The sequence below is a fragment of the Chitinophaga sancti genome (assembly GCF_034424315.1).
In the GTDB taxonomy this organism is placed as follows: Bacteria; Bacteroidota; Bacteroidia; order Chitinophagales; family Chitinophagaceae; genus Chitinophaga; species Chitinophaga sancti.
This window is the reverse complement of the sequence record NZ_CP139972.1, coordinates 5,519,530-5,542,963: the sequence shown is the minus strand read 5'-3', so window position 1 is coordinate 5,542,963 and position 23,434 is coordinate 5,519,530. Positions and strand designations below refer to the sequence as shown.

At 44.3% G+C, this 23,434-nt stretch carries 17 protein-coding genes; 9 read left to right on the top strand and 8 right to left on the bottom strand.

What is annotated here, in order from left to right; translation table 11 throughout:
- Positions 1-55: 55 nt before the first annotated feature.
- From U0033_RS21510 to rpiA, 4 genes are all read right to left on the bottom strand, one after another.
- A complete protein-coding gene (locus tag U0033_RS21510) occupies positions 56-418 on the bottom strand; it encodes a DUF1304 domain-containing protein (protein ID WP_072359014.1) in 363 nt (120 codons plus the stop codon).
- A gap of 87 nt (positions 419-505) precedes the next feature.
- Entirely contained in the window at positions 506-1,339 is an 834-nt protein-coding gene (locus U0033_RS21505) for a sulfurtransferase (protein ID WP_072359011.1), read from the bottom strand.
- 13 nt (positions 1,340-1,352) lie between these two features.
- A complete protein-coding gene (locus U0033_RS21500) occupies positions 1,353-1,907 on the bottom strand; it encodes a methyltransferase family protein (protein ID WP_072359009.1) in 555 nt (184 codons plus the stop codon).
- 40 nt (positions 1,908-1,947) lie between these two features.
- Positions 1,948-2,622 carry a ribose-5-phosphate isomerase RpiA gene (gene rpiA, locus U0033_RS21495; RefSeq protein ID WP_072359007.1) on the bottom strand — a complete coding sequence of 225 codons (675 nt, stop codon included), beginning with the start codon at positions 2,620-2,622 and terminating at the stop codon, positions 1,948-1,950.
- 78 nt (positions 2,623-2,700) lie between these two features.
- Here rpiA and U0033_RS21490 point away from each other — a divergent pair, with 78 nt between their 5' ends.
- Genes U0033_RS21490 through U0033_RS21455 form a run of 8 tightly spaced genes read left to right on the top strand, consistent with a single transcriptional unit; the run spans position 2,701 to position 12,567 of the window.
- On the top strand, positions 2,701-3,999 hold the full coding sequence (locus U0033_RS21490) for an MFS transporter (RefSeq protein ID WP_177318574.1): 1,299 nt from the start codon (positions 2,701-2,703) through the stop codon (positions 3,997-3,999).
- A gap of 11 nt (positions 4,000-4,010) precedes the next feature.
- Entirely contained in the window at positions 4,011-4,925 is a 915-nt protein-coding gene (locus U0033_RS21485; protein ID WP_083571439.1) for a carotenoid biosynthesis protein, read from the top strand.
- A 20-nt stretch (positions 4,926-4,945) separates the two neighbouring features.
- Positions 4,946-5,284: a hypothetical protein gene (locus U0033_RS21480; RefSeq protein WP_072359003.1), complete on the top strand. Its 339-nt coding sequence runs from the start codon at positions 4,946-4,948 to the stop codon at positions 5,282-5,284.
- Positions 5,285-5,301: 17 nt separating this feature from the next.
- Positions 5,302-6,597 (top strand): SWIM zinc finger family protein, encoded by a 1,296-nt coding sequence (locus tag U0033_RS21475; RefSeq protein WP_072359001.1) that lies wholly within the window; start codon positions 5,302-5,304, stop codon positions 6,595-6,597.
- 16 nt (positions 6,598-6,613) lie between these two features.
- Positions 6,614-8,089 carry a DUF5691 domain-containing protein gene (locus U0033_RS21470; protein WP_072358998.1) on the top strand — a complete coding sequence of 492 codons (1,476 nt, stop codon included), beginning with the start codon at positions 6,614-6,616 and terminating at the stop codon, positions 8,087-8,089.
- A 22-nt stretch (positions 8,090-8,111) separates the two neighbouring features.
- On the top strand, positions 8,112-9,188 hold the full coding sequence (locus tag U0033_RS21465; protein WP_072358996.1) for an ATP-binding protein: 1,077 nt from the start codon (positions 8,112-8,114) through the stop codon (positions 9,186-9,188).
- A 9-nt stretch (positions 9,189-9,197) separates the two neighbouring features.
- Positions 9,198-11,420, top strand: a complete 2,223-nt coding sequence (locus U0033_RS21460; protein ID WP_072358994.1) for a DUF5682 family protein — start codon at positions 9,198-9,200, stop codon at positions 11,418-11,420.
- A gap of 16 nt (positions 11,421-11,436) precedes the next feature.
- A complete protein-coding gene (locus U0033_RS21455) occupies positions 11,437-12,567 on the top strand; it encodes a vWA domain-containing protein (RefSeq protein ID WP_072358992.1) in 1,131 nt (376 codons plus the stop codon).
- 80 nt (positions 12,568-12,647) lie between these two features.
- Here U0033_RS21455 and U0033_RS21450 read toward each other — a convergent pair whose 3' ends face one another.
- Positions 12,648-17,414: a DUF3320 domain-containing protein gene (locus U0033_RS21450; RefSeq protein WP_072358990.1), complete on the bottom strand. Its 4,767-nt coding sequence runs from the start codon at positions 17,412-17,414 to the stop codon at positions 12,648-12,650.
- A gap of 221 nt (positions 17,415-17,635) precedes the next feature.
- On the opposite strand from U0033_RS21450, the gene cls reads away from it, so the two are divergent.
- Entirely contained in the window at positions 17,636-19,114 is a 1,479-nt protein-coding gene (gene cls, locus U0033_RS21445) for a cardiolipin synthase (protein WP_072358988.1), read from the top strand.
- Between the two features lie 136 nt (positions 19,115-19,250).
- On the opposite strand, the gene U0033_RS21440 is transcribed toward cls, so the two are convergent.
- The 3 genes from U0033_RS21440 to mnmG form a co-directional block, all read right to left on the bottom strand.
- Entirely contained in the window at positions 19,251-19,634 is a 384-nt protein-coding gene (locus U0033_RS21440) for a hypothetical protein (RefSeq protein ID WP_072358986.1), read from the bottom strand.
- Positions 19,635-19,701: 67 nt separating this feature from the next.
- Positions 19,702-20,844, bottom strand: coding sequence for a lactonase family protein (locus U0033_RS21435; RefSeq protein WP_072358984.1), 1,143 nt, complete (start codon positions 20,842-20,844; stop codon positions 19,702-19,704).
- 628 nt (positions 20,845-21,472) lie between these two features.
- Positions 21,473-23,341: a tRNA uridine-5-carboxymethylaminomethyl(34) synthesis enzyme MnmG gene (mnmG, locus tag U0033_RS21430; RefSeq protein ID WP_072358982.1), complete on the bottom strand. Its 1,869-nt coding sequence runs from the start codon at positions 23,339-23,341 to the stop codon at positions 21,473-21,475.
- Positions 23,342-23,434 lie beyond the last annotated feature (93 nt).

The window sequence follows — 23,434 nt, the reverse complement described above, 5'->3', positions numbered from 1 at the left end:
TTTACCCGGTAGTCTGTCATTTTCCTTTCAAAAAACACCTGCTTACCTAAATTCACTACGCCAGTAAAGTGAATACCAATCCGATCAATGCCGGCAACCCCTGCACAAAGAAGATCTTCTTCGCAGCAGTCAGCGCACCAAAGATTCCGGCAATCACTACACAACTCAAAAAGAACACGGCTATATGCTTTTGCCAGGCAGGATCACTGATAAAGAATGACCAGATCAGGCCTGCTGACAGGAAACCATTGTATAATCCCTGGTTAGCGGCCAGGCCCTTCGTTGGCCTGAATAGCTCTGCTGGCAATTGTTTGAATGTTCGTTTACCCGCCGTCTCCCAGGCAAACATTTCCATCCATAAGATGTACAGGTGTTCCAGTGCAACCAGTGCAACAAAGATCTTCGCAATTATAACCATATTTTCAGTTTTTTTGGTAGTAGTTCATGTGGCTTTTAAAAGCCGGCGGCAGGCCTTGATTTAATACCCGGATCAGGTTTCTTTTGATTATGCTACAGGACGATTTGGATCTGTAATCCATTCACTCCATGATCCCGCATATAATTTAGGAACAGGATAACCCGCATATACAGATAGCAACACATTGTACGCCGCAGTTACACCGGATCCACAATAGAATACCACATTCCCCTTTGCAAATTCCTCTTTGAAATGCTCCTTATATACTGAAGGAGCTGCTACTCCTTCCGCCCCTATCTGTGCATTAAACGGTTTAGAAATCGCCGTTGGAATATGCCCTGCTACCGGATCAATCGTTTCATTCTGACCCGCATACCTGTCTGCAGTTCTGCTATCGATCAGGCAGGTATTCCCCGCTTCGATAGATGCCATCACTTCTTTGGCAGAAGCCAGCATGCTATCATTAAAATGTGGTACAAACTGCTTTGGTTGCAATGGCATTATATCAGCAGTTAAAGGATACTCCCGTGCTGCCCATACCGCTTTACCGCCATTCAGTACAGCTACCTTTTCATGACCGGCCCAGCGCAATAACCACCACATCCTGGCCGCCGCCATAAAACCGGCTGTCGCATCGTACACCACTACCTGGATATTTTCATCAATGCCCAGTTTAGAGAGTGTCTTTACCAATGCATCTTTCTTTGGCAATGGATGCCGGCTGGTTTTCCCAGCTATGATTTCTCCGGACAGGTCATAATGCAGGTCTGCATATACCGCACCCGGAATGTGCGCTTTCTTATATTCTTCTACCCCCCATTTTTTATCAGCCAGCGAAAAGCTGCAATCAACAAACAGGAAATCAGGATTGTGCAAATTTTCCATAGCCTCTTTTGGCTGGATGAAAGTTGTAAAGCTCATTGTCTGTTATTTTTTAAAACACATAGGGTATCAGTCGCCATGTGTGTTTCTTATACTGTAGATACTCTTCTCCGAAGTTATTGATCAATACCTTTTCTTCTATATACATTCTATACAAAAACGCAGCAGTGACTGGTAATACTGTAATCAGAAACGCAATGTAATTATTCATTGCAATGCCATTGCCTACAAATGATACTAATGAGCCCAGATATGAAGGATGCCGCAAATATTTATACACACCATGCTGCACGATCCTGTGATCATCCCGGATGCTTACATCTACCGTAAAGTAGTGGCCCAGGGTATAGATCGAATAAAACCGGAACAACATTCCCATTATGATCATCGCTATTCCAAACTTAGAAAAATAGGCATAGCTGGTGAACGGGGCTGCTGTATGTTCCGCTACAAACGATCCAAGTGGCAGCGTAGCCATAATCGTCACCCAGATCCAGAGCAACGATTTCCTGTCTGCTTTCTGTTTTTCCTGTGGTCCGGAACGAAAAATGCGGTTCAGAAAGATCTCTGAAGCCAGCCAGAAAGCGACAATAGTTGTGTATAACATAAAGATGCAGGTTTTTCGATAGGTCTGGTGCTCATTCACCTCAGATGGTTTTTACATCTCCATTTTCATAGGCGATGATCACAGTGGGTTTTAGGTTCAGGAACAGGCCTGTCTCTACAACGCCGGTAAGCGTTTTTAATTGTTGATGCAGCAGCTCCGGTTCGCGGATTACGCCAAATGAACAATCTATTATATAGTTGCTATTGTCAGTAATATAAGGCTTGTCATCTCTCGTTCTGAGAGTTGGATGTCCCTGCAGGGCCTGCAGTGTTTTGAATACCAGCTCCCAGCCAAAAGGTACGACTTCTACCGGTAATGGGAACTTCCCTAATGTCCTTACATATTTTCTTTCATCACCTACTATCACACGGTGCCTGCTGGCCAATGCCACAATCTTTTCTCTGAGCAGGGAACCACCGCCGCCTTTGATCAGTTGCCCTTCTTCACTGATCTCATCTGCTCCATCAATGTCCAGGTCCAGCTGCTGGATCTCGCTGAATGATGTAATGGGGATACCCAGTGCCATTGCCTGCTTTTCCGAAGCGATGGAGGTAGCCACTGCCCGGATATTCAAGCCCTCCTTTACCATCTGACCAATCCTTTCGATCGCCCAGTAAGCAGTAGATCCTGTACCCAATCCTACCAGCATACCTGGTTGTACCAAAGCAGCGGCTTTATCGCCAGCAGCTTTCTTCGCTTTTGTGATTGCATCCATGTGTATGACTCTTTAGAAATTTAATGCTAGTGTACAGCAATATAAGCCTTATTTTTACGATCTACCTTACACCACACTATGAATATCGACTCGCACAAGGGATCAATGACCACACTTCTTCGTATCAGGGCTATCCTCACCGGTTCTGTCGGCAATCTCGTCGAATGGTATGACTGGTATGCCTATGCTGCATTTGCAATTTACTTTGCCCCCTCCTTTTTTCCCAAAGGGAATCCTACTGCACTGCTACTGGATACTGCGGCCATCTTTGCCGTAGGCTTTCTCATGCGCCCGGTAGGCGGATGGCTCTTTGGAACGATTGCTGATCGTACGGGTCGCAGAACAGCTATGACATTATCTGTGCTGCTGATGTCGCTGGGTAGCCTCATGATTGCAATAGCGCCTACTTACCAGACTGCCGGTTTATTTTCCCCTGTGTTATTATTGCTGGCACGCCTACTTCAGGGTTTAAGTGTAGGCGGTGAATATGGTACTTCTGCTACCTATCTCAGCGAGATCTCCACACCTGATAAAAGAGGCTTTTACTCCAGCTTTCAATATGTGACCCTGATCGGTGGCCAACTCATTGCACTGGGTGTACAGTTAGTATTGCAGAAAGTATTTCTTACCCCCGATCAGTTACATGCCTGGGGATGGCGCATTCCTTTTGTAATAGGTGCAATGCTTTCCCTGTTTGCACTGATCATCCGCCGTCATATGGAGGAAACAATCGCTGTGAAAAAAGGAGATGAAAAACGTGGTTCACTCAAAGTCTTGTTCAATGAACATCCCAAAGCGATTATGATTGTGGTGGGATTGACGATGGGAGGTACGCTGGCTTTTTATACCTACACTACTTATATGCAGAAGTTCCTGGTGAATACAGTACATCTTACCAAAGAAAGATCGACCGTGCTTACCTTCTGGCTCATGCTGATCTATGCTTGTATACAACCCCTCTGCGGACTGCTGAGTGACAAAATAGGACGTAAACCTTTGCTGATCACTTTTGGGGTGGCAGGCACCTTATTTACAGTACCCATCCTCACGGCGGTAAGTCATGCCAGTACAGAAACGGCAGCCTTTCTTTTATTATTAACAGCATTACTCATTGTAAGCGGATATACCTCTATTAATGCCGTTGTGAAAGCAGAATTATTTCCGGCCCAGGTACGTGCATTAGGTGTAGGATTGCCTTATGCATTGACGGTGGCGATCTTTGGCGGTACGGCGGAATACATTGCTCTTTATTGTAAGAAAATAGGACATGAATCTTTGTACTATTGGTATGTGACTGTTTGTGTGTTTATTTCCCTGTTAGTGTATGTGTTTTTAAGAGATACAAAAAAGACATCTTATATGAACAGGGAACTATAAAAAGAAGACCAATGAATCGTCCATTTGATGATATGCCCTATGGCTATCCCCCGGCATTTTGCTATCCCCTTACCGAGATATGCATGTACATTCTCTTTCTCTTATGTTTATACCATGCCTGGAAACAAGGCATCTCCAAACTCGCCTACTTACTGGGCGGTTTCGGCTTTGGCCTTCTCCTGGAATACGTAAATGTAAGAGCCAACGCCGGCTATAAATACGGCCATTTCCTGCTCATGATCCGCGACATCCCTGTAGGCATCGGCGCAGGCTGGGGCATCATCATGTACACCTCCCGCCTCATTACCGAAAGCATGAACATGCGGATCTGGCCAGCCGCCGCCATGGAAGCATTATTGGCCTTAAGTATCGACTGGAGCATGGATGTAGTCGCCTATCGCCTGCATATGTGGCACTGGAACTGGGAAACAATTATCAACCCCTCCGTAGCCCTCTCTGCACAATATTTCGGCGTTCCCTGGGGCAATTTCTACGGCTGGTTATGCGTGGTGTTTTTCTACTCCCTCTTTTCCCGCTATCTCGAAAAGACCCGCACCTGGAAAGTAGTCATTCCCATACTAGCCATCCTCATTTCACAAGTCGCCTTATATGTCACCCTGTTCCCCATCTCTTTTTTTCTAAAAAATCATTTTAATATTCTGAGCGCAGATAAGTTAGTGTTTACCCTCCTTTTCTTTGCAACACTAACAGCAATTGAGATATATAAAATGAAACGACGACCACTCTCCTTACCCTTCATCACCTGGCTGGTGCCGGCATGGTTTCACATGTACTTTTTCTGCTGGTTATTCATTGGTGGCTTTGCACAGGAAAACACATGGATGACCATTCTCAGTGTATTGAGCTTATTAGCAGGAACGCTTATCCATTGGCTATTGATTTTAAGCACTAAATCCCGAACTTAGTGACCACTAATTAATCAATCATGGAAAAGGAATCAAGGGCGCTTAAGATCAGCAAAATTGCAGCAAAATCGGCCATCCGTTTATTTGTCATCATCGTATTTGTAGGCGCACTCCCATTTATCACAGGTGAACAACCCTGGAGTAAAAGGCTGGATGGAGCACACTTCGTCATCCCAAATAAACTGACCCTGATAGCACCTGCCCTGCTCTTTGCAGGTCTGCTCACACTGATCATCCTGGTGATCAAAAAGAAATACACCGTTATTGATTACAACTGGCTGCTGGTACTGAATGCAGTCATCCTGCTGGCTTATATCGCTATGATCTACATCCGGCTGTATTCGCTCATTTTTGTATAATCATAATATCTACTCCATTGCTCCTGACAGAAGAACATGTAATAGGTTTAGCCCCGGACGACGCTTCCCGTAAAGCGGGATCCGCTTTAGCAAGTCCGGGAAAATGGGTAAGCAAAGGCGCTAATGCGGACGCCCTGTGGGGGGAATGCCAGGGTAGCGGTAGCAAGCCGTATCAAACCCAGGTAGACATCGTAAACGTAGCATTCAAATGCAGCTGCCCAAGTCGCAAATTTCCCTGCAAACATGGTATAGGATTGATGCTCCTCTACGCCCGGCAAAAAGACGCCTTCACAGACAATACTCCTCCCGCATGGGTGAGTGAATGGCTATCCAAACGCGCTGAAAAGAAAGTTGAAAAAACAGATAAACCGGTAGACGAAAATGCGCAGGCCAAAAGACTACTCGCCCGGCAGCAAAAAGTAGCCGATGGTATCACAGAGCTCATGCTTTGGATAAAAGACATCGTTCGTAATGGCCTGCTGCAAATCCCTGAAAAAGGAGCTGCCTACTGGGAAAATATGGCCAGAAGAATGGTAGATGCACAGGCACCCGGTCTTGCCGGCATGGTCCGCACTTTAGGCGAAACCAATTTCTATAGCGAAGGCTGGCAATTCTCTTTTCTTGATCAATTACTGCGTATCTATCTCGTAATACAAGGCTATACACAAAGTGCTGACCTGGATGAACTCCTGCAACAGGAGCTCCGTGCCCTGATCGGTTTTACACAAAACCAGGAAGCGCTCAAACTACAGACAGGTATTAAAGATAGCTGGCTGGTGCTCAGTAAACAAACCAATGAGGAAGAAAACCTGGTTACTGAACGCTACTGGCTCTATGGACAACAAAGCCGGCAATCAGCACTGGTACTGCAATTCTATGTCAGGAACCAGACAAGACCTGAAGTACTCATTACACCTGGTATTGCACTGCAGGGAGAACTTGTTTTCTTCCCCTCCCCCACTCCTCTCAGGGCCATTATCAAATATCCTGTCTCGAATGTTTCCCTGCCTGAAGTTCCAGGTCTGGAAGGCTGGACACAGGTGACAGATACTGAAACTACACTGTTCGAACAAATGCCTGTGCGCAGTGAAAGACCTTATATTGTACAGCAATTGACACCAGTACAACACAATCTGCAATGGTGGCTCAAAGACCAGGAAGAAAGATTAATGCCGCTGAAAACCGGCTATTCAAACATCTGGAAACTCCTTGCCCTGAGTGGTGGTAAACCACTGAACATGGCATTGCTGGGCAAGGAACAACAATATGAACCTTTGGGCGCATGGCATAACGGCTCTTATAAACTATTGTAATCGAGGGACAAAACTTATGTGGAATAATATTGTTAACACCGTCCTGTTAGGTACAGGCAAAAAGCAACTGCGCAAAGACGATCTCCCCCCTGCATTATCCGCTGTAGCTGATACCGTATTGGGAGACAAATCACTGGATGTGGAAACCCAATTTCTGCACCTTGCCGCTATTGCACTCAACTATCGCCAGAGTGGCGTCACAGCACTACAGGATAGCAGTGTCACACTGGAAGCTGCTCCTGACGAAGTACTCCCTTATTGTAGTCCTGCTGCATGGCAGGCATTGCACACCGCTATCGACATGGACTTACATGCCCTCATCCTCTATTGGATGGAAGCCTGTGCTGCGGCTCAACAAATCGCTCCTCCTGAATTCATTCCTACACTGATGGATATGTCTATCAGGGAAAAACAATGGAGAGAGCTCGCTGTTGCCGTTTGCGGAAAAAGAGGTGAATGGCTCGGCCAGCTCAATCCTGCATGGGCTTTTAAAAAATCTGATAGTACTGAAGAACGCTGGCAAACAGGTTCGCTGGATGAGCGAAAGCAAGTGCTGACTGCATTACGCCAGGAAAATCCTTCACAGGCAAGGGAATGGTTGCAAAAAACATGGTCACAGGAAAACGCCGCTACCCGTGCAGAACTCCTGAAAGTATTGCAGATCAATGCAGGCGAAGAAGATATTCCCTGGCTGGAAACATTGCTCACTGACAAGAGTTCCAAAGTAAAAGATGAAACATGGTCACTCCTCAAACAGTTATCCACATCCTCTATTGTGCAGGTTTACTGGCAATTATTACAACAAAGCATTAAGCCTGCCAAAAAAGGATTGCTTAATAAAAAATCGCTGGAGATCAGTCTGCAATTGCCCTCTGATAAACGGATCGCAGATTCAGGTATCCAGTTATTAAGCAGCTCAAAAAGTGCGAATGATGATATTTTCATTCTCTATCAGCTCACCACTTATGTCCCCCCTGCCTGGTGGGAAGAATACCTGCAAACAGATAAGAAAGGTGTACTCTCGTATTTTAATAATACAGAACTCACAGAGAAATTCATACAGGCACTGGGTTTAGCCGCCAGCCGTTTCAAAGACCTGGATTGGTTTCGGCTTATAATAAAAGAAGGTGAAGACTTTTTCATGGACGCATTCAACATATTACCCGCTCACGAACAGGAGACCTATGCTCTCAGGTTCTTTGAAAAAGAAGTACAATTCATCATCCGTTGTTTCAGCGAAAAAGATTACGAATGGGGATTACCCATCACCCGGGAACTGTTCAAATGGATTGCTAAAAATCCATACCAGTACAACCGTAATTTCTTTGACAAACAGGTACAGAATATCCCCCTGCTAATTGCCGGTGAATTGGAAAGTTTTACACCTGAACTCCCGGCCTATCAGGCTACCTGGAAAAATACAACTGAACATATCAAAAGATTATTGACCTGCAAAGCTGCGATCAATAAGGCTTTCTCAAATACAAAATAATCACCTTTTTAAGCAGATAATAATGTCCAACGTTTTACGTCAACACGCCGAACAACTGTTCGCACAGGAACTGGAAGAACTGCAAAAGCAGGATACTGAAAAGCGTCCTTATATGTGGCAATTATCCCCACAGGCCGTAGTTACTTACCTCATTGGTGGTACACTGAAAAATGGATTTGAAATTCAACCTAAATACATTGGTAACCGTCGCCTGATGGAGATCGCAGTTGCGACCCTCACCACCGATCGTGCATTGCTGTTATATGGTTTACCTGGTACTGCCAAGAGCTGGGTGAGTGAACATCTTGCTGCTGCGATCAGTGGTGATTCTACGCTGATTGTACAGGGTACTGCCGGTACCGGTGAAGAAGCGATCCGTTATGGCTGGAACTATGCCCGCCTGCTGGCAGAAGGACCTACCCATGCTGCAATTGTGGAAACACCCGTTATGCGTGCAATGAAAGATGGTAAGATTGCTCGTATTGAAGAACTCACCCGTATCGGTGCCGATGTACAGGATACCCTGATCACGATCCTCTCTGAAAAAACACTCCCCATTCCTGAGCTGAGCAGCGAAGTAATGGCCCAAAAAGGCTTCAATATCATCGCTACTGCCAATAACAGGGATAAAGGTGTAAACGACCTTTCCAGTGCCTTAAAACGCCGTTTTAATACTGTTATTCTTCCTGTTCCGGATAACATGGAAGAAGAAATCGACATCGTGAAGAGAAGAGTAGAAAGCTATGAAAAAGTAATGGACCTCCCGGTGGAAAAACCAGCCCTGGAAGAGATTCGCCGTATCGTCACCATCTTCCGTGAACTGCGCAGCGGTATCACCGCCGATGGCAAAACCAAGATCAAAGTACCCAGTGGTACCCTGAGCACAGCAGAAGCTATTTCTGTAATGAACAATGGGCTGGCTATGGCTGCTTATTTTGGAGATGGTTCCCTCAAAGCAGCCGACCTGGCAGCCGGCATTATCGGTGCTGTGATCAAAGATCCTGTGCAGGATAAAATCGTATGGCAGGAATACCTTGAGACTGTCATCAAAACAAGAGATGAGTGGAAAGATATTTACCGGGCATTCCGGGACCTGTAAAAGTATACTATGTCAATTCATATACTGGGCATACGGCACCATGGCCCCGGTTCTGCCAGGAGAGTACGCAGTGCCCTGGAGAAAATAAAACCGGACATCGTGCTGGTAGAAGGCCCGCCAGATGCTGATGGTATACTGGAATGGGTCGGACATGATGATTTGAAACCTCCGGTAGCCATTCTTGTATTTCAACCCGACGATCCAAAGAAAGCGGTGTTCTATCCATTCTCGGAATTCTCCCCGGAATGGCAGGCCATCCTGTATGCACGGCAAAATAAGATCCCGGTTAAATTTATGGATCTGCCCATGGCGCACCAGTTTGAACTCCGTCACCAGCCTGCTGCTGATTCTTCTTTAAATAATAGCATAGTCATCCCCGATCCGGAAACCTTACGAAGAAATCCGATCGCGTGGCTGGCTGCTGCTGCAGGTTTCGAGGAAGAAGAAAACTGGTGGGAACATGAGTTTGAATACCGCCAGGACGAAGAGCAGGTATTCGAGGCTATCACTGAAGGTATGCACGCCCTGCGTACTGATCTTCCGCTTCCTTATGACAGGGAAGAACAACTGCGTGAAGCATGGATGCGTAAAACCATTCGCCAGGCAGAAAAGGAGATGTATACAGAGATTGCCGTCGTTTGTGGTGCATGGCACGCTCCTGCACTCACACACATGCCGAAAGCAAAAGAAGACAATGAGCTGCTGAAAGGATTAGCAAAAGTAAAAACAGCCGTATCATGGGTGCCATGGACATATAACCGTTTGAGCTATACCAGTGGTTATGGTGCAGGTATCAATTCTCCCGGTTGGTACGAACACCTGTGGCATCATCCTACAGATGATGGTACCCGCTGGATGGCACGTGTTGCCAGGTTGTTCAGGGAAGAACAGAAAGATATTTCTGTGGCACATGTCATGGAAGCCGTTCGTCTCGCAAATGCATTGGCTGCACTTCGCAGATTGCCAAGAGCAGGATTAGAAGAACTGAATGAAGCCACACTAAGTGTGTTATGCAATGGTGAAAACATCCTGATCAAACTGATTGAGAAAGCATTGATCGTCAGCGATAAGATTGGCGAAGTACCGATCGATGTACCTCGGCCTCCATTGCAAACTGATATCGAAAAGCTGCAAAAGAAACTCCGCTTACCACAAACGGCCGATTTCAAAGATTACACCTTAGATCTTAGAAAAGAAAATGACCTGGAGCGAAGTATCTTTTTACATCGTCTTGAATTGTTAGGAATTAAGTGGGGAGATCGCTATGATGTATCCGGAAAAGGTACCTTCAAAGAACAATGGCGCTTGCAATGGGATCCATCCTTGTCTATTGATATCATTGAAAGAGGTAGCTGGGGAAATACTGTTGAAGAAGCAACGAATAGCTATGTAAAATATCGTGCAGAGGCAGCTACGAATTTAAAAGAAGTATGCGAGCTGCTGGAAAGCGCTATTCCTGCAGAACTGGATGCCGCGGTTGATTTACTGATCCGGCAAATTAATAACCTGGCTGCTGCTACCGGCGATGTAATGCAATTGATGACGGTATTACCCAATCTTGTACAGATCAGCAGATATGGGAACGTACGTAAAACAGATGCCGCACTTGTAGAAGGAATCATCAATGGAATGATCACCCGCATCTGTATCAGTTTACCTGCTGCCTGTACAAGTCTGGCTGAAGATGCCGCTACGCAGTTGCTGGAGTTGTTCTATAACATGAACGATGCCATCCTCTTATTGCAACAGGATGAGCTGACTACACAATGGACACAGACCTTATCTTATATCGCGCATAATAATAACACGGCTCCTGTTATCAGTGGATATGCTACCCGCTTATTATCTGATCACAGGCAGATCACTGGTGCAGAACTGGTGAAGGCATTTAGCTATGCGATGTCTACTGCCAACCCGCCTGCTGTTGCTGCAGCATGGCTGGAAGGTTTCCTGAAAGGAAGTGGTACCTTATTATTAGTAGATAATGATCTGTGGACTGTTGTGAATAACTGGATGAACCAACTGGAGCAGGATACTTTTACACAATTGCTGCCTTTATTGCGAAGGACGTTTTCAGGGTTTAGTAAACCCGAGAGGAGAAAGCTGGGTGAGAAGGCAAAGAATGGTGTTGGTGCAGGGCCTTCGGCTGCTGCTGCTTTGGATGTGCAATTCGATGAATCACGTGCAGAAAAAGGGATTCCGGTCGTAATGAAAATGTTGGGCTTAGGCTAAATAACAAACAAACTCCATGGACAACTTACATAAATGGCGACTCGTACTCGGTGGTAAAGAAGCAGACGGCACTGGCTTCAGCCTCGCGGGCGATGAACTGAAAATGGACCAGACACTCGAAGCACTGTACGATAGTGAAAAGAAAGGCGGCCTTGGCCCCTCCTCTCCTAACGTAAGCCGTTGGTTAGGCGACATTCGTACCTTCTTTCCTGCTTCTGTTGTACAGGTAATGCAACGCGATGCTTTGCAAAGACTGAACATCACACAGATGCTCTTCGAAAAAGAAATGCTGGAAAATGTAGAACCAGATGTTCACCTTGTTGCTACCTTATTAACATTGCGCCACGCAATTCCGGATAAGACAAAAGATACTGCCAGGCAAGTAGTACGTCGTGTAGTCGAAGAGCTATTAAAGAAACTCACACAACCTACACAACAAGCCATCACCGGTAGTTTACATCGCAGTATCCGTAATCGCCGTCCTAAGCATAATGAAATCAACTGGCATGCAACCATCTTAAAAAATCTGCGCCACTATCAACCTGAATATAAAACGATTATTCCCGAGACACGGATCGGTTACGGACGCAAAACGACCTCCTTAAAAGATGTAGTGCTTTGCCTGGATCAAAGTGGTTCTATGGGTACCTCAGTTGTATACTCCGGCATCTTTGGTTCCGTGATGGCTTCTATTCCTGCTATCAAAACTAAGATGGTCGTATTTGATACTGCTGTTGCAGATTTGACGGAAGAATTGAAAGACCCGGTTGACTTGTTATTTGGTGTACAGTTAGGGGGTGGTACGGATATTCAGTTAGCTTTGAATTATTGCCAGCAGATTATTACAAGACCTACAGATACAGTATTGGTTTTAATTACCGACTTGTTTGAAGGGGGAAATAATGATCGTATGCGCAAGCGTGCTGCTGAATTGGTTGCCGCTGGGGTACAGGTGATTGTTTTGTTGGCATTGAATGATGATGGGGCACCTTATTATGATCATGAAAACGCACAGTTCCTTTCTAATTTAGGGATACCAGTATTTGCCTGTACGCCTGATAAGTTTCCTGATATGATGGCGGCAGCGCTAAGTAAGCAGGATATAAATAACTGGGCGGCGAGGGAAGATCTCGTACTAAAAAAGTAAAAGTTTTGGGGGTTCCTTCGGCACCTCCCAAAACTTTTACGGATGTAAATTAAAATGTCCGGCCTTCCAGGCCGGACATTTTAATTTATTTTTAGCCATTCATCATCCTGCAATATCCCCCCTGTCTCAATCGCTTGTTTTATCGCAGTTGATAACTCTGTTTTCAACTCTTCTGAAACACGAGCAAATCCCAAAGCCTTAGCAATTAATGGGATCGCGGCCTCCTCCGTAATCGCTACCGCATCTCTCACCACTTTCTCTATCGCCAGCGCCATTTCTTCCGGTGCGATGTACATCAGTTTTCTCGATGTAGCCGGCATATTCGCCCTACTCCTCAATACCGGCACCTCCATTTTCACATCCCACAAAAACGGCTCTTTCACCACAATACTTCCTCCCTCTTCCGCACTTGATATCGCCTGCTTCAATGTCTCACGTATACGGCTACCCACTCTTGCCACACCAGCGGCCTCTATCAATCTTCTCGCTACTTCTTCTGTATGCACCGGGCTCTCTACCTGCACAATTTTCTCCAGCCAGCTTCTCAGTTTATCCAATCCATGTGCATGCAATTCTCTCGTAGATATCTCCATCGGTAAGATCGCCGTTTCATACAATGGTAATTCCGGCATCGTCATATCTTCCTCTTCTCTCACCATCGTAAAATCTTCTTCCACTTCCTCCTCTTCCGCAATTACTTCATTTTTCTTCGCCTGTTCCACCGCTGCTAACAATCGTTTTATTTCCCTGGCAGGATGCCTGAACCAATCTGTACTCCACACATGATATAAGTTCCATCCCATATCCTCCAATACCTGTTGTCTCAACCTGTCTCTGTCTCTCGCAGAGCGTGCAGAATTATACCCCTCTCCATCACACACTATCCCTATTGTATACTTACCCGGATGTTCTGCATCAGATATAGCCAGATCTATAAAGAACCCTTTGCTACCTACCTGCTTATGTACAGTATATCCTGCTTCCTGCAACTGCTTCGCTACCTCTTCTTCAAAAGGAACTCTTGCAGGTAACCCATCTGCAGAAGGTGTATACATTTGGCCATGCTGCGCAAAGTAGAGGAAGTTTTTCAGCGCTTTCACGCCCTCACTCTCCGTACGATTCAGGTCTATATCATCCGCACTCAGATTTGTAAATACTTCACATCTTTGTTTTGCACGCGTGATCAATACGTTCAATCTTTTCTCCCCACCTTCATTATTCAATGGACCAAATGCTAAACTAACTGATCCATCCGCCGTACGACCATACCCGATACTAATATAAATGACATCACGCTCATCCCCCTGTACATTCTCCAGGTTCTTTACAAAGAAAGGTTCATGTGGATGTGCTTTAAAGAACGATTCTACTTCCGGCAATTTCTTTCTCGCTGCTTCCAGTGATTCCTGTATCGCCTGCATCTGCGCTGTACTAAATGCCACCACACCTAAACTTAATTCAGGATGTTCCTTTGCATGCCTGATCACTGCTTCGGTGATCGCATTTGCTTCCTGTGGATTTGTGCGCGTCTTACCACGATCATATACCGTTTCTTTCAAATGATGATAGATCAATCCCATTTTGTGCGTAGCACCAGGGCTTGGGAAGATCACCAGTTTATTTTCATAGAATTCCTGGTTCGATAATGTGATCAGTGATTCATGACGACTACGATAATGCCAGCGCAACATACGTTGTGGTGCACCTTGTGCATCGCACATCCCTAAGATACTCGGCATATCAGCAGTCACATTTTCTTCATCATCTGTTTCCTTCAATAATGAATCGAAGAAACTACCCGGGGGCATCTGCTTACTATCTCCTACCACCACCAATTGTTTTCCTCTCAGCAATGCACCTAATGCATCCACCGGTCTTACCTGCGAAGCTTCATCGAATATCACCAGGTCAAACTGCAATGATCCCGGTGGCAAAAAATTAGCAATCGACAATGGACTCATCATGAATACAGGTTTGATCGCCTGTACTGCCAATCCCGCCACCTGCATCAGTTTGCGGATAGGCATGTGCCTCGCTTTTTTATTGAATTCAGTACGCAGTACGTTCACCTGTCCACCTGCATCTAGTGGTGGTATCCCATCATAATGTTTCAATGCAGCACGTGCACGATTGTATTGCAGATTCAGTGTATCCAGTTTTACAAACTGTTTCACTGAAGATTCATGACTTGCTCTTTCAAATCTTCTCAGTGCAGCATGTTTTACCAATGCCTGCTCATACAAATATTCATACCATGTTTTCTGCAATGCAGGCTTCAAACCTTTCTGTGCTTCCGGCCAATAAACAACTGCATCGATCAGTGATTCCAATCCTTCATTGATGGCAGATGCTGCTAAGTTATTCCATGAAATCATCAAATGAATTTCAGGTAAACCAGCGATCCATGATTCCATCAATACAACCTGATCTTCGTAAGCACGTTGTAATAATGGTGTGATTTCTTTGTAACGAATTTGTTCATTGAATGCAGTAGCTGTTACTATTTGCGCTATCGCCGCTCCATGCAGTTGTAAATATTTTAACAGCGTATCCAGGTATTGTTTTGCTGTTGCCAGCGGTTCATTTTTTTCAAGATAAGAGAGGATCACTTTATCGCATGAACCAATACTTACCTGTCTGTGTACATCACTTAAATAATTAGTGATCGCCTCCAGTTCATTCCAGTTACTCAATCCTTTTTGCCAGCGCTGTCCAAATAAATCCTGTGCTAATTTTTCATAATCCTGCACCTGTTTATCTAATCGCTTTGCTTCCATGATAGCATCTACACAAGCGAGTTTTGCAGTAGTATCAGATAGCGCACCATTTCTGCACAACGCAGCTAATTGCCGATTACTTCGTTTGTAATCACCAATCGCAAACCTGAACCATTTTTCACCATAGGCTAAGAGATTTTGCCTGATCTCTAACACATTTTGTTCCCATGCTTCCGGTATCAAAATGGAATCGTATACCTGGTGTATTTGTGCTAATCTTTTTCCTGTTTGCAATAACTCTTTCACATCTTCTTTTCTCTGCATCCAGGCGGCATTCGAAATATTCACACCTGACAAATCTGGTCGTACGGATGCTACCTGCAATACATAAGAAAGGTCCATTGTATCTTTCTTATTCAGTGGCATGGGCATACCTGCCTGCGCAGCAATCATGGCACTTTCATGTTGCAGACTTTTGATCGTCTCAACAGTGTGCTGCATGAGTGGAATTAATTTCTCCTGTTCCGATGGTGTTAAGATTGTTAGCTGGCTTCCCCAGAATAATAATGCAGATGGCATACCTGTTTCACCTAATCGGGCAGTGATCCTGTTGGCCATATTTTCTGCACGCTGCATATTGCTGGCATCCCAGTTTGCAATGTCAGGAATTGGTATGCGTGGTAAGATTAAATCACCTGCTGCATTTTTTAATTCTAAAAGATAACCCATCAGTTGTTGTGGTGTTAATCCACTTTTCCCAACAGGTGCATTTACTGCCAAACAGTAATCATTCAACTCACGCCTGTATTCATGTAATAAAGCAACTTCCTGTTGCAATTGCATGATAGCCGGTTTACCTAATTCCAGTGTACGACGCAGTTCCTGGTGTAGTTCTTTTTTATTTGCTTTATGACTATGCAGTTCTAAACATGCATCGCCAAGTTGAATCGTATCTAATCTTCTCTTTACTACTTCCAGCGCCGCCATTTTTTCTGCAACGAACAGTACTTTCTTTCCTTCGCCGATAGCATTTGCAATCAGGTTCGTGATGGTTTGTGATTTACCTGTACCGGGAGGACCCTGGATCACGAGATTCTTTCCTTCCTGTACAGCGAGCATCGCCAACAGTTGTGATCCATCTGCATCTACCACCTGGTGCATTTCATGTGCATTGGTTTCAGTGTCGATAAATGTGTCGTCACTTACACCAGATCCACCTTCACTGAATCCTGCACCAAATAAGCTTTGTAATACAGGATGCACAGCAGGTTGTTCATCATCAGGCCAGTTCTCACTATCCAGATCATGATACAACATTAGTTTTCCAAAAGAGAAAAATCCTAATTCCACAGTATCCGGTTTCACTTCCCACTTCGGCATTCCATATACTGCATCTGCTATTTCCTGCAGGTAATCATTGATAGAAATTTCATCCGTTTCCGGCATATCTGGTAATACAATTCCAAAGTCCGTTTTGATCTTGGTTTGTAAACTCAGGTTCATTTCAACATCACTACCGGTATAGCGTAAACGAAAACGTTCGCGTGCACTACTCCTCTCCAGTGATACTGGTATTAGTATCAAAGGAGCTTGACGGGCTTCTTTGGTATTATCTTTCTCATACCATTGCAACATACCTAGTGCGAGGAAGAGGATATTCACCCCTTGTTCTTCCAGGCTGGTACGTGCGGCATAGTAAGTATTGAGCAACCTGTTTTGTAAAGGGGCAGCGGTTTCGGTGGTTTGCAAACGGGTATCGTACACTACTGTTTCGGGTAGTGCGGCAGATCCTTCTTTTTGCTCTTCTTTCGGAAGTGCTGTTTCGTCAGTAGCGGGTGGGGTTACCAATACTTCTTCTTTCAAAAATGCATTGGGGTCGTCCAGCATACTGGCTGTATTATCTTCCGGGGCAAGGGCTTTCTCCTTGTTTTCTTTACTACCTTGTTTGGGTAAAAACGTCATCGCCTTTCCCTGCTTCACGAGTACTTCGTATACGTTAGCACTCTTTTCCTGATCGATATGGGCGCCACGGCTAACCGGCAGGCGATAATTTAATAAAGGGTTACGCAGTCCCAGGTCGAGCAACTCCCTTCTTGAGGCTTCCAGTTTGGAGAGGATTGATTCCTGCATGTACAGTTTGTTGTTACAACAAAAAATTTACTAATTATTTTTAGAACGAATGATATTAATAATTATTTGGTACAAATCGTGGATAGGTAGAAAATTAACAGTTTACTAAACGCGGTTCATTCAATTGCGCTGCGATCGATGCGACCAGAGGTCACATCGATCGCGGCGGATAGTTTCGGATTTAGATTTCAATAGCTACCTTTATCTCATAACCATATAGCGTGTATCAAGTCTTATATTTTCTCTGGGGCACAGACTGGCACATCGCCATCAAGATCTTCGGCTATGTATTGATCGGCCTCTCCTTTATAGGGGTTGTCAGCACTATCCTGCTGGAAAACCGTAACCCTGTTAAGGCATTGTCTTACATCATGTTACTGGTGTTCGTGCCCATCCTCGGCCTGATCGTATACTACTACCTGGGTCGCGATCTCCGCAAACGTCGCCGCTTCACACTGAAAGGCAGTAAGGATGAAACCCTGATGCTAAGGTACTGGGAATCACAGCGTAGAGAAATTGAACACATGCAGCTCGCGCTTCGCCACCATGTGGCCAGTAAACAGGAGATCTCCGCTATGTTATTGAATACCAGGAACTCCGTCCTTTCTCAAAATAATAAGGTCCAGATCTTAATCAATGGTGAGGAGAAGTTCCCGGCTGTGATGAAAGCTCTCCGGGAAGCCAAACATCATATTCACATCGAGTACTACATTTTTGCTGCAGATGATGTAGGCAATGAGGTAGCCAGCATACTCGTAGAGAAATTGAAGGAAGGAATAGAAGTCAGATTTGTGTACGATGACCTGGGCTGCAGTGATATTGGAGACATCCCTGATCTGCTGGAAGAACATGGTGCTGAAGTATTTAAGTTCTCTCCTGTACTCATCAATTTTTACCTGAATGCAAACTATCGTAATCACCGCAAGATCATTGTCATAGATGGCAGCATTGGTTTCACGGGAGGTATCAATATGGATGACCGCTATCTCAATAATGGCAAGCATCCTGTATTCTGGAGAGATACACATTTACAGCTGGAAGGCGATGTAGTCAATCTATTGCAATTGCAGTTCATGATGAGTTATCGTTATTGCAGCAAGAACACTTTTCCCTTCGGTGATCCCTACTTCCATCGTTCCCGTATTAAGGAACATTGTTTTGCAGACATCGTCGCAAGCGGACCCGATTCAGATTTTCCCATGTCTATGCAGACTATCCTCATGGCGATTAATGTAGCCAGGAGAAGTATCCGCATCAGCAATCCTTATTTTATTCCTAATGACCAGATATTGAGTGCATTGCAAATGGCTGCGCTGGCGGGAAAGACCGTTGAGTTATTAATTCCCTCACGAAGCGATTCGTTTTTTGTACAACACGCTGCACAGTCATATGTAAAGCCAATGCTGGATGCAGGAGCGAAAGTATATTTTTATCAGAAAGGATTTATTCACGCCAAGACGATAGTAGTGGATGATAACCTGGCGATAGTAGGCACTGTAAATCTTGATAACAGAAGCTTTTACCTGAACAGTGAAATTGCTGTTGTCGTATATGACAGACCGGTAGTACATAGGTTAAACGCCGCCTTCGAACAGGATTTGCAGGATGCCGTTCAGATCGAAAGGCGCAGCTGGAAAAACCGTTCTATATGGCAGCGTTTTATTGATGCGGTGTGCAGGTTGCTGACACCCTTATTGTAGTAGAGTTCATGATTAAAAAATAGCCGCCGTTAATAGCTGATGACATAAGCATCAGCTATTAACGGCGGAAGCGAATGGCCTGCGCCCGGCTTTTTAAATTAATGCCCGCTTTTAAAATAAAAACTGGGTTGCTATTTTAAATATCATCTTCATTCGTCTCATCCAGGTCCTCATGCCTCTCTCCGCCTAAGCTATAATAATTATTCTCTTCATCTTCTTCGCCGATTGCTTCTTCCTCATCATCCAGTTCACTCCCTGGTATATCCAGGTCATCCTGTTCCTCCTCCGCAAATTCCTGTGGAACCGATCCTTCTTCCCTGGCTATTTCATTATTGATCCTGCGCGACCCGGTCACACCTTCCACATCCAGTTCCTCTCTTTCTTCATTGTTCATAATGTCTTCACTAGCCGGATAAGTAGGATATCCCGGAAATGTCTGGTCTCTTTTTGCTTCTAATTCCTCTTGTGTTGGAATGTGTTCATTCCCAGTTGTTTTATTTTTTAAGTCTTTATTTTTCATGGCTTGATTTTTACGAATTGTACCGAAAAAGTTATGCCAATGCAGTTGGATTACAACCTATGAATTTCTAATTACTGCCTATGAATTTCAAACAAACCGGACTTGTTGTCTTGAGTTCTCCCTTCTGTTTTTTAAGCAGTCCGGTTACTTTATCTCTTTTGAAAACAGTTACATTATTTGAGCCCTGATGTGCGACCAGCAGGTAATTACCAGTAGGATCGATCACAAAATTTCTCGGTGTTTTTCCACCTGTAGGTGTCTCTCCTTTTTTCAGCAGGGTACCGGTTTTTGCATTGATAGAAAAGGTGAGAATATTATTCAGCGGATCACGATTGGTCGCATACAAAAACTTGCCATCGGACGAAATGTGGAGGTCAGCAGCCCATGATTTTCCTTTGAAATTGTCCGGGAGGATGGACACTGCCTGGAAGGGTGTCAGCTTTCCTTTGTCATACTGGAAAGAAGTAATTTTTCCATCCAGTTCATGCACCACATATACCCATTTTCCATTGGGGTGAAATACCAGGTGACGCGGACCTGAACCCGGAGGGAATGGAACGAAACCAGGATTGGCAGGTACCAGTGGTTGCACATCGCCCTGTCGATAATTATATATGGCTACCTGGTCAATGCCCAGGTCGGAGACATATAATTGTTGATGGTCCGGACTAAAATACACACAGTGTACGTGTGGTTTTTCCTGGCGTTCTTTGTTAGGTCCGGATCCGGTATGTTCAATCGTTTGTACGGGTGCTTCGAGGCGACCATCTGCTTTTACCGGCAAGATGGAAAAACTACCTCCGGAGTAATTCGCAACGACTACATATTTTCCATCCTGGTCGGTAGTGATATAACAAGGATCGTCACCACCGGAAGCTTGTTTATTTAAAAAGTTGAGTTGGCCGGAAATGGTATCCCAACTAAATGCACTTACGTTGCCAGGTTTATTTCCATTCGTTTCGTTCACGGCATATACATATTTGTGATCCGGCGAAATAACCAGGTAAGATGGGTTCTCTACATTTGGTGCAGTGCTTACAAACCGGAAGGCACCGGTTTGGGTGTTGAAGGCATAGACGCTGATCCCCTCATCGGATGTTTTGGTATAGGCACCGATGAGTAAATATTTTTCAGCAGAGGAACTGTCTGTTTGAGCAAGCAAAGTAGAAGACAATAGTAAAGCTGTGCTGGTGAGTAAGACTTTGATCATATTCGGGAATTATTATGCTTAAACAAATTACTAAAAGTATCTAAAAACAGGAAAACGCATTTTAAGGGGCTAATTTTAATTTGAGCCCTGTTTTGAAGGCATTATATGGCCGAATCGGTAATAGTCGAAATTTAAGGAGCTAATTAAATCAAGTTAATCAATTGATTATCAAATAATTAAATAAAAATCAGTCTTTTTCTTCAAAAAGGGTTGCTTTTGGGTTCTGGTCTTTGAATTTTGTCATTGGAAAAATGCACAAATCGGTTTTACAATAAATAGCCCAGTCCGAAGAAACGGACCGGGTGTTTTTTATACTTCTAATTTAACCTTCACTTTAAAGAATGTATAGGCAAGGCAATACCTTACCCTTCATGACAAATATCTTAAGCTGCGAATACAGGAATTTATAAAAACGAGTTTCAGTTTATATTCTTAAGGTGGATAATTTCATAAGTCTAAGCAGGAATCATACTACAGTATAATATGTTTTGGCTAGTGCTCATAGTTGTGTCGTTTAAATTGAGGGATATGATTCAGTACTTATAGAACGAATATAGTCAAAAAAAAATACATGCTCTACAAAAGCATGTATTTTTTATTCTATAAATGAAAATTTAAAATACGAGTTTTACCTACCCATATACACCATCAAAATCTGAACATCACTAGGATTTACGCCACTAATTCTGGATGCCTGGCCCAGGGTACGGGGTCTGATTTTATTAAATTTCTGTTTTGCTTCGGCACTCAGTGAAACCAATTTTGTATAATCAAAGCTATCGGGAATGACCAGATCTTCGAGTTGGCTCATTCTTTTTACCAGTTCATTTTCCTTCTCGATGTATACTTCATACTTGATCTGGATCTCTGCCTGTTCCAAAGTTTCATCATCGAATGGTGCCATGGCATTTTTCATCTTCGTTACATTATCCCTCATGGAGAAAATATCCATAGATGGACGCAGTAAAATCTGATAAGCACGGATCCTTTGGGTAAGTGGAGAAGTATTTTTCTCTACCATAAAGTGATTAATATCTTCCGGATCGATCGGCAATTCTTTCAGGATTGCTTTTATTTTTTCTACTCCTGCTGATTTTACGTTTACTTTTTCCATCCGGTTTTCACCAGCCAAACCAATTTTATGACTCCGTTCAGTCAGCCGCAGATCGGCATTATCCTGGCGGAGCAGTGTTCTGAATTCTGCACGGGAGGTAAACATACGATAAGGTTCATCGGTACCCTTGTTGATCAGGTCATCGATGAGTACTCCAATGTATGCTTCACTTCTTTTTAATACAAAAGGAGCCTGACCTGTTGCCTTGAGGTGAGCATTGATACCTGCCATCAGACCCTGACATGCTGCTTCCTCATACCCGGTAGTACCATTTATCTGACCTGCGAAGAACAGGTTTTGAATATGTTTAGTCTCCAGGGAGAAGCTTAACTGGGTTGGTGGGAAGTAGTCATACTCGATGGCATATCCTGGACGGAACATCTTTACATTCTCAAAACCCGGCACTAATTGCAGGGCTTTATATTGAACATCCTCCGGAAGGGAGGTAGAAAATCCGTTCACATATATTTCGACTGTGTTCCAACCTTCTGGTTCTACGAACAGTTGGTGTCTGTCTCTTTCGGCGAACCTGTTTATTTTGTCTTCGATACTTGGACAATAACGGGGGCCCCTACCCTGTATTCTACCCTGGAACATAGGCGAACGATCAAAACCAGTCTTCAGCATTTCATGTACTTCATCACTTGTGTAGGTGATAAAGCAACTTCTTTGTTGTTCAGGTTTTATCTTTTCTATATCCAGGTAGGAGAAACCGGTGATGACATCATCACCTTTTTGTTCTTCCATTTTAGAATAATCCAGGCTTCTGGCATCGATACGTGGGGGTGTTCCTGTTTTAAGACGATCACTTTCGAATCCAAGGGAAACCAATTGTTCGGTGATACCGGTAGCTGCTTTTTCGGCTACGCGACCTCCACCGAATTGTTTATCGCCGATGTGCATTACACCATTCAGAAAAGTTCCGTTGGTGAGCACGACAGATTTTGCTTTTATTTCGTGACCGAGGCCTGTCACCACACCATAGCAAATGCCATCTTTTACAAGGAGGCCTTTCACCATGTCCTGATAGAAGTCTACATTGGGGGTTTGTTCCAAAGCTTCTCTCCACTTTGCAGCAAAGAGCATTCTATCATTTTGGGTACGGGGGCTCCACATTGCAGGCCCCTTGGATCTGTTCAACATACGGAACTGGATCATGGACTGGTCAGTCACGATACCAGAGTATCCACCCATGGCATCTATCTCTCTAACTATTTGTCCTTTAGCGATACCACCCATCGCAGGGTTGCAACTCATTTGGGCAATAGTCTGCATGTTCATGGTTACCAAAAGAACCTTTGAACCCATATTCGCAGCAGATGCCGCAGCTTCGCAACCGGCATGTCCTGCACCTACCACTATAACATCGTAAGATGGAAACATAATATTATTTAATAGAGATGCAAAGGTACAACCAAGGACGGACATTCTATGTTCCACGTGGAACAATTGCCTTTTGATTCATTTTGTAATAAA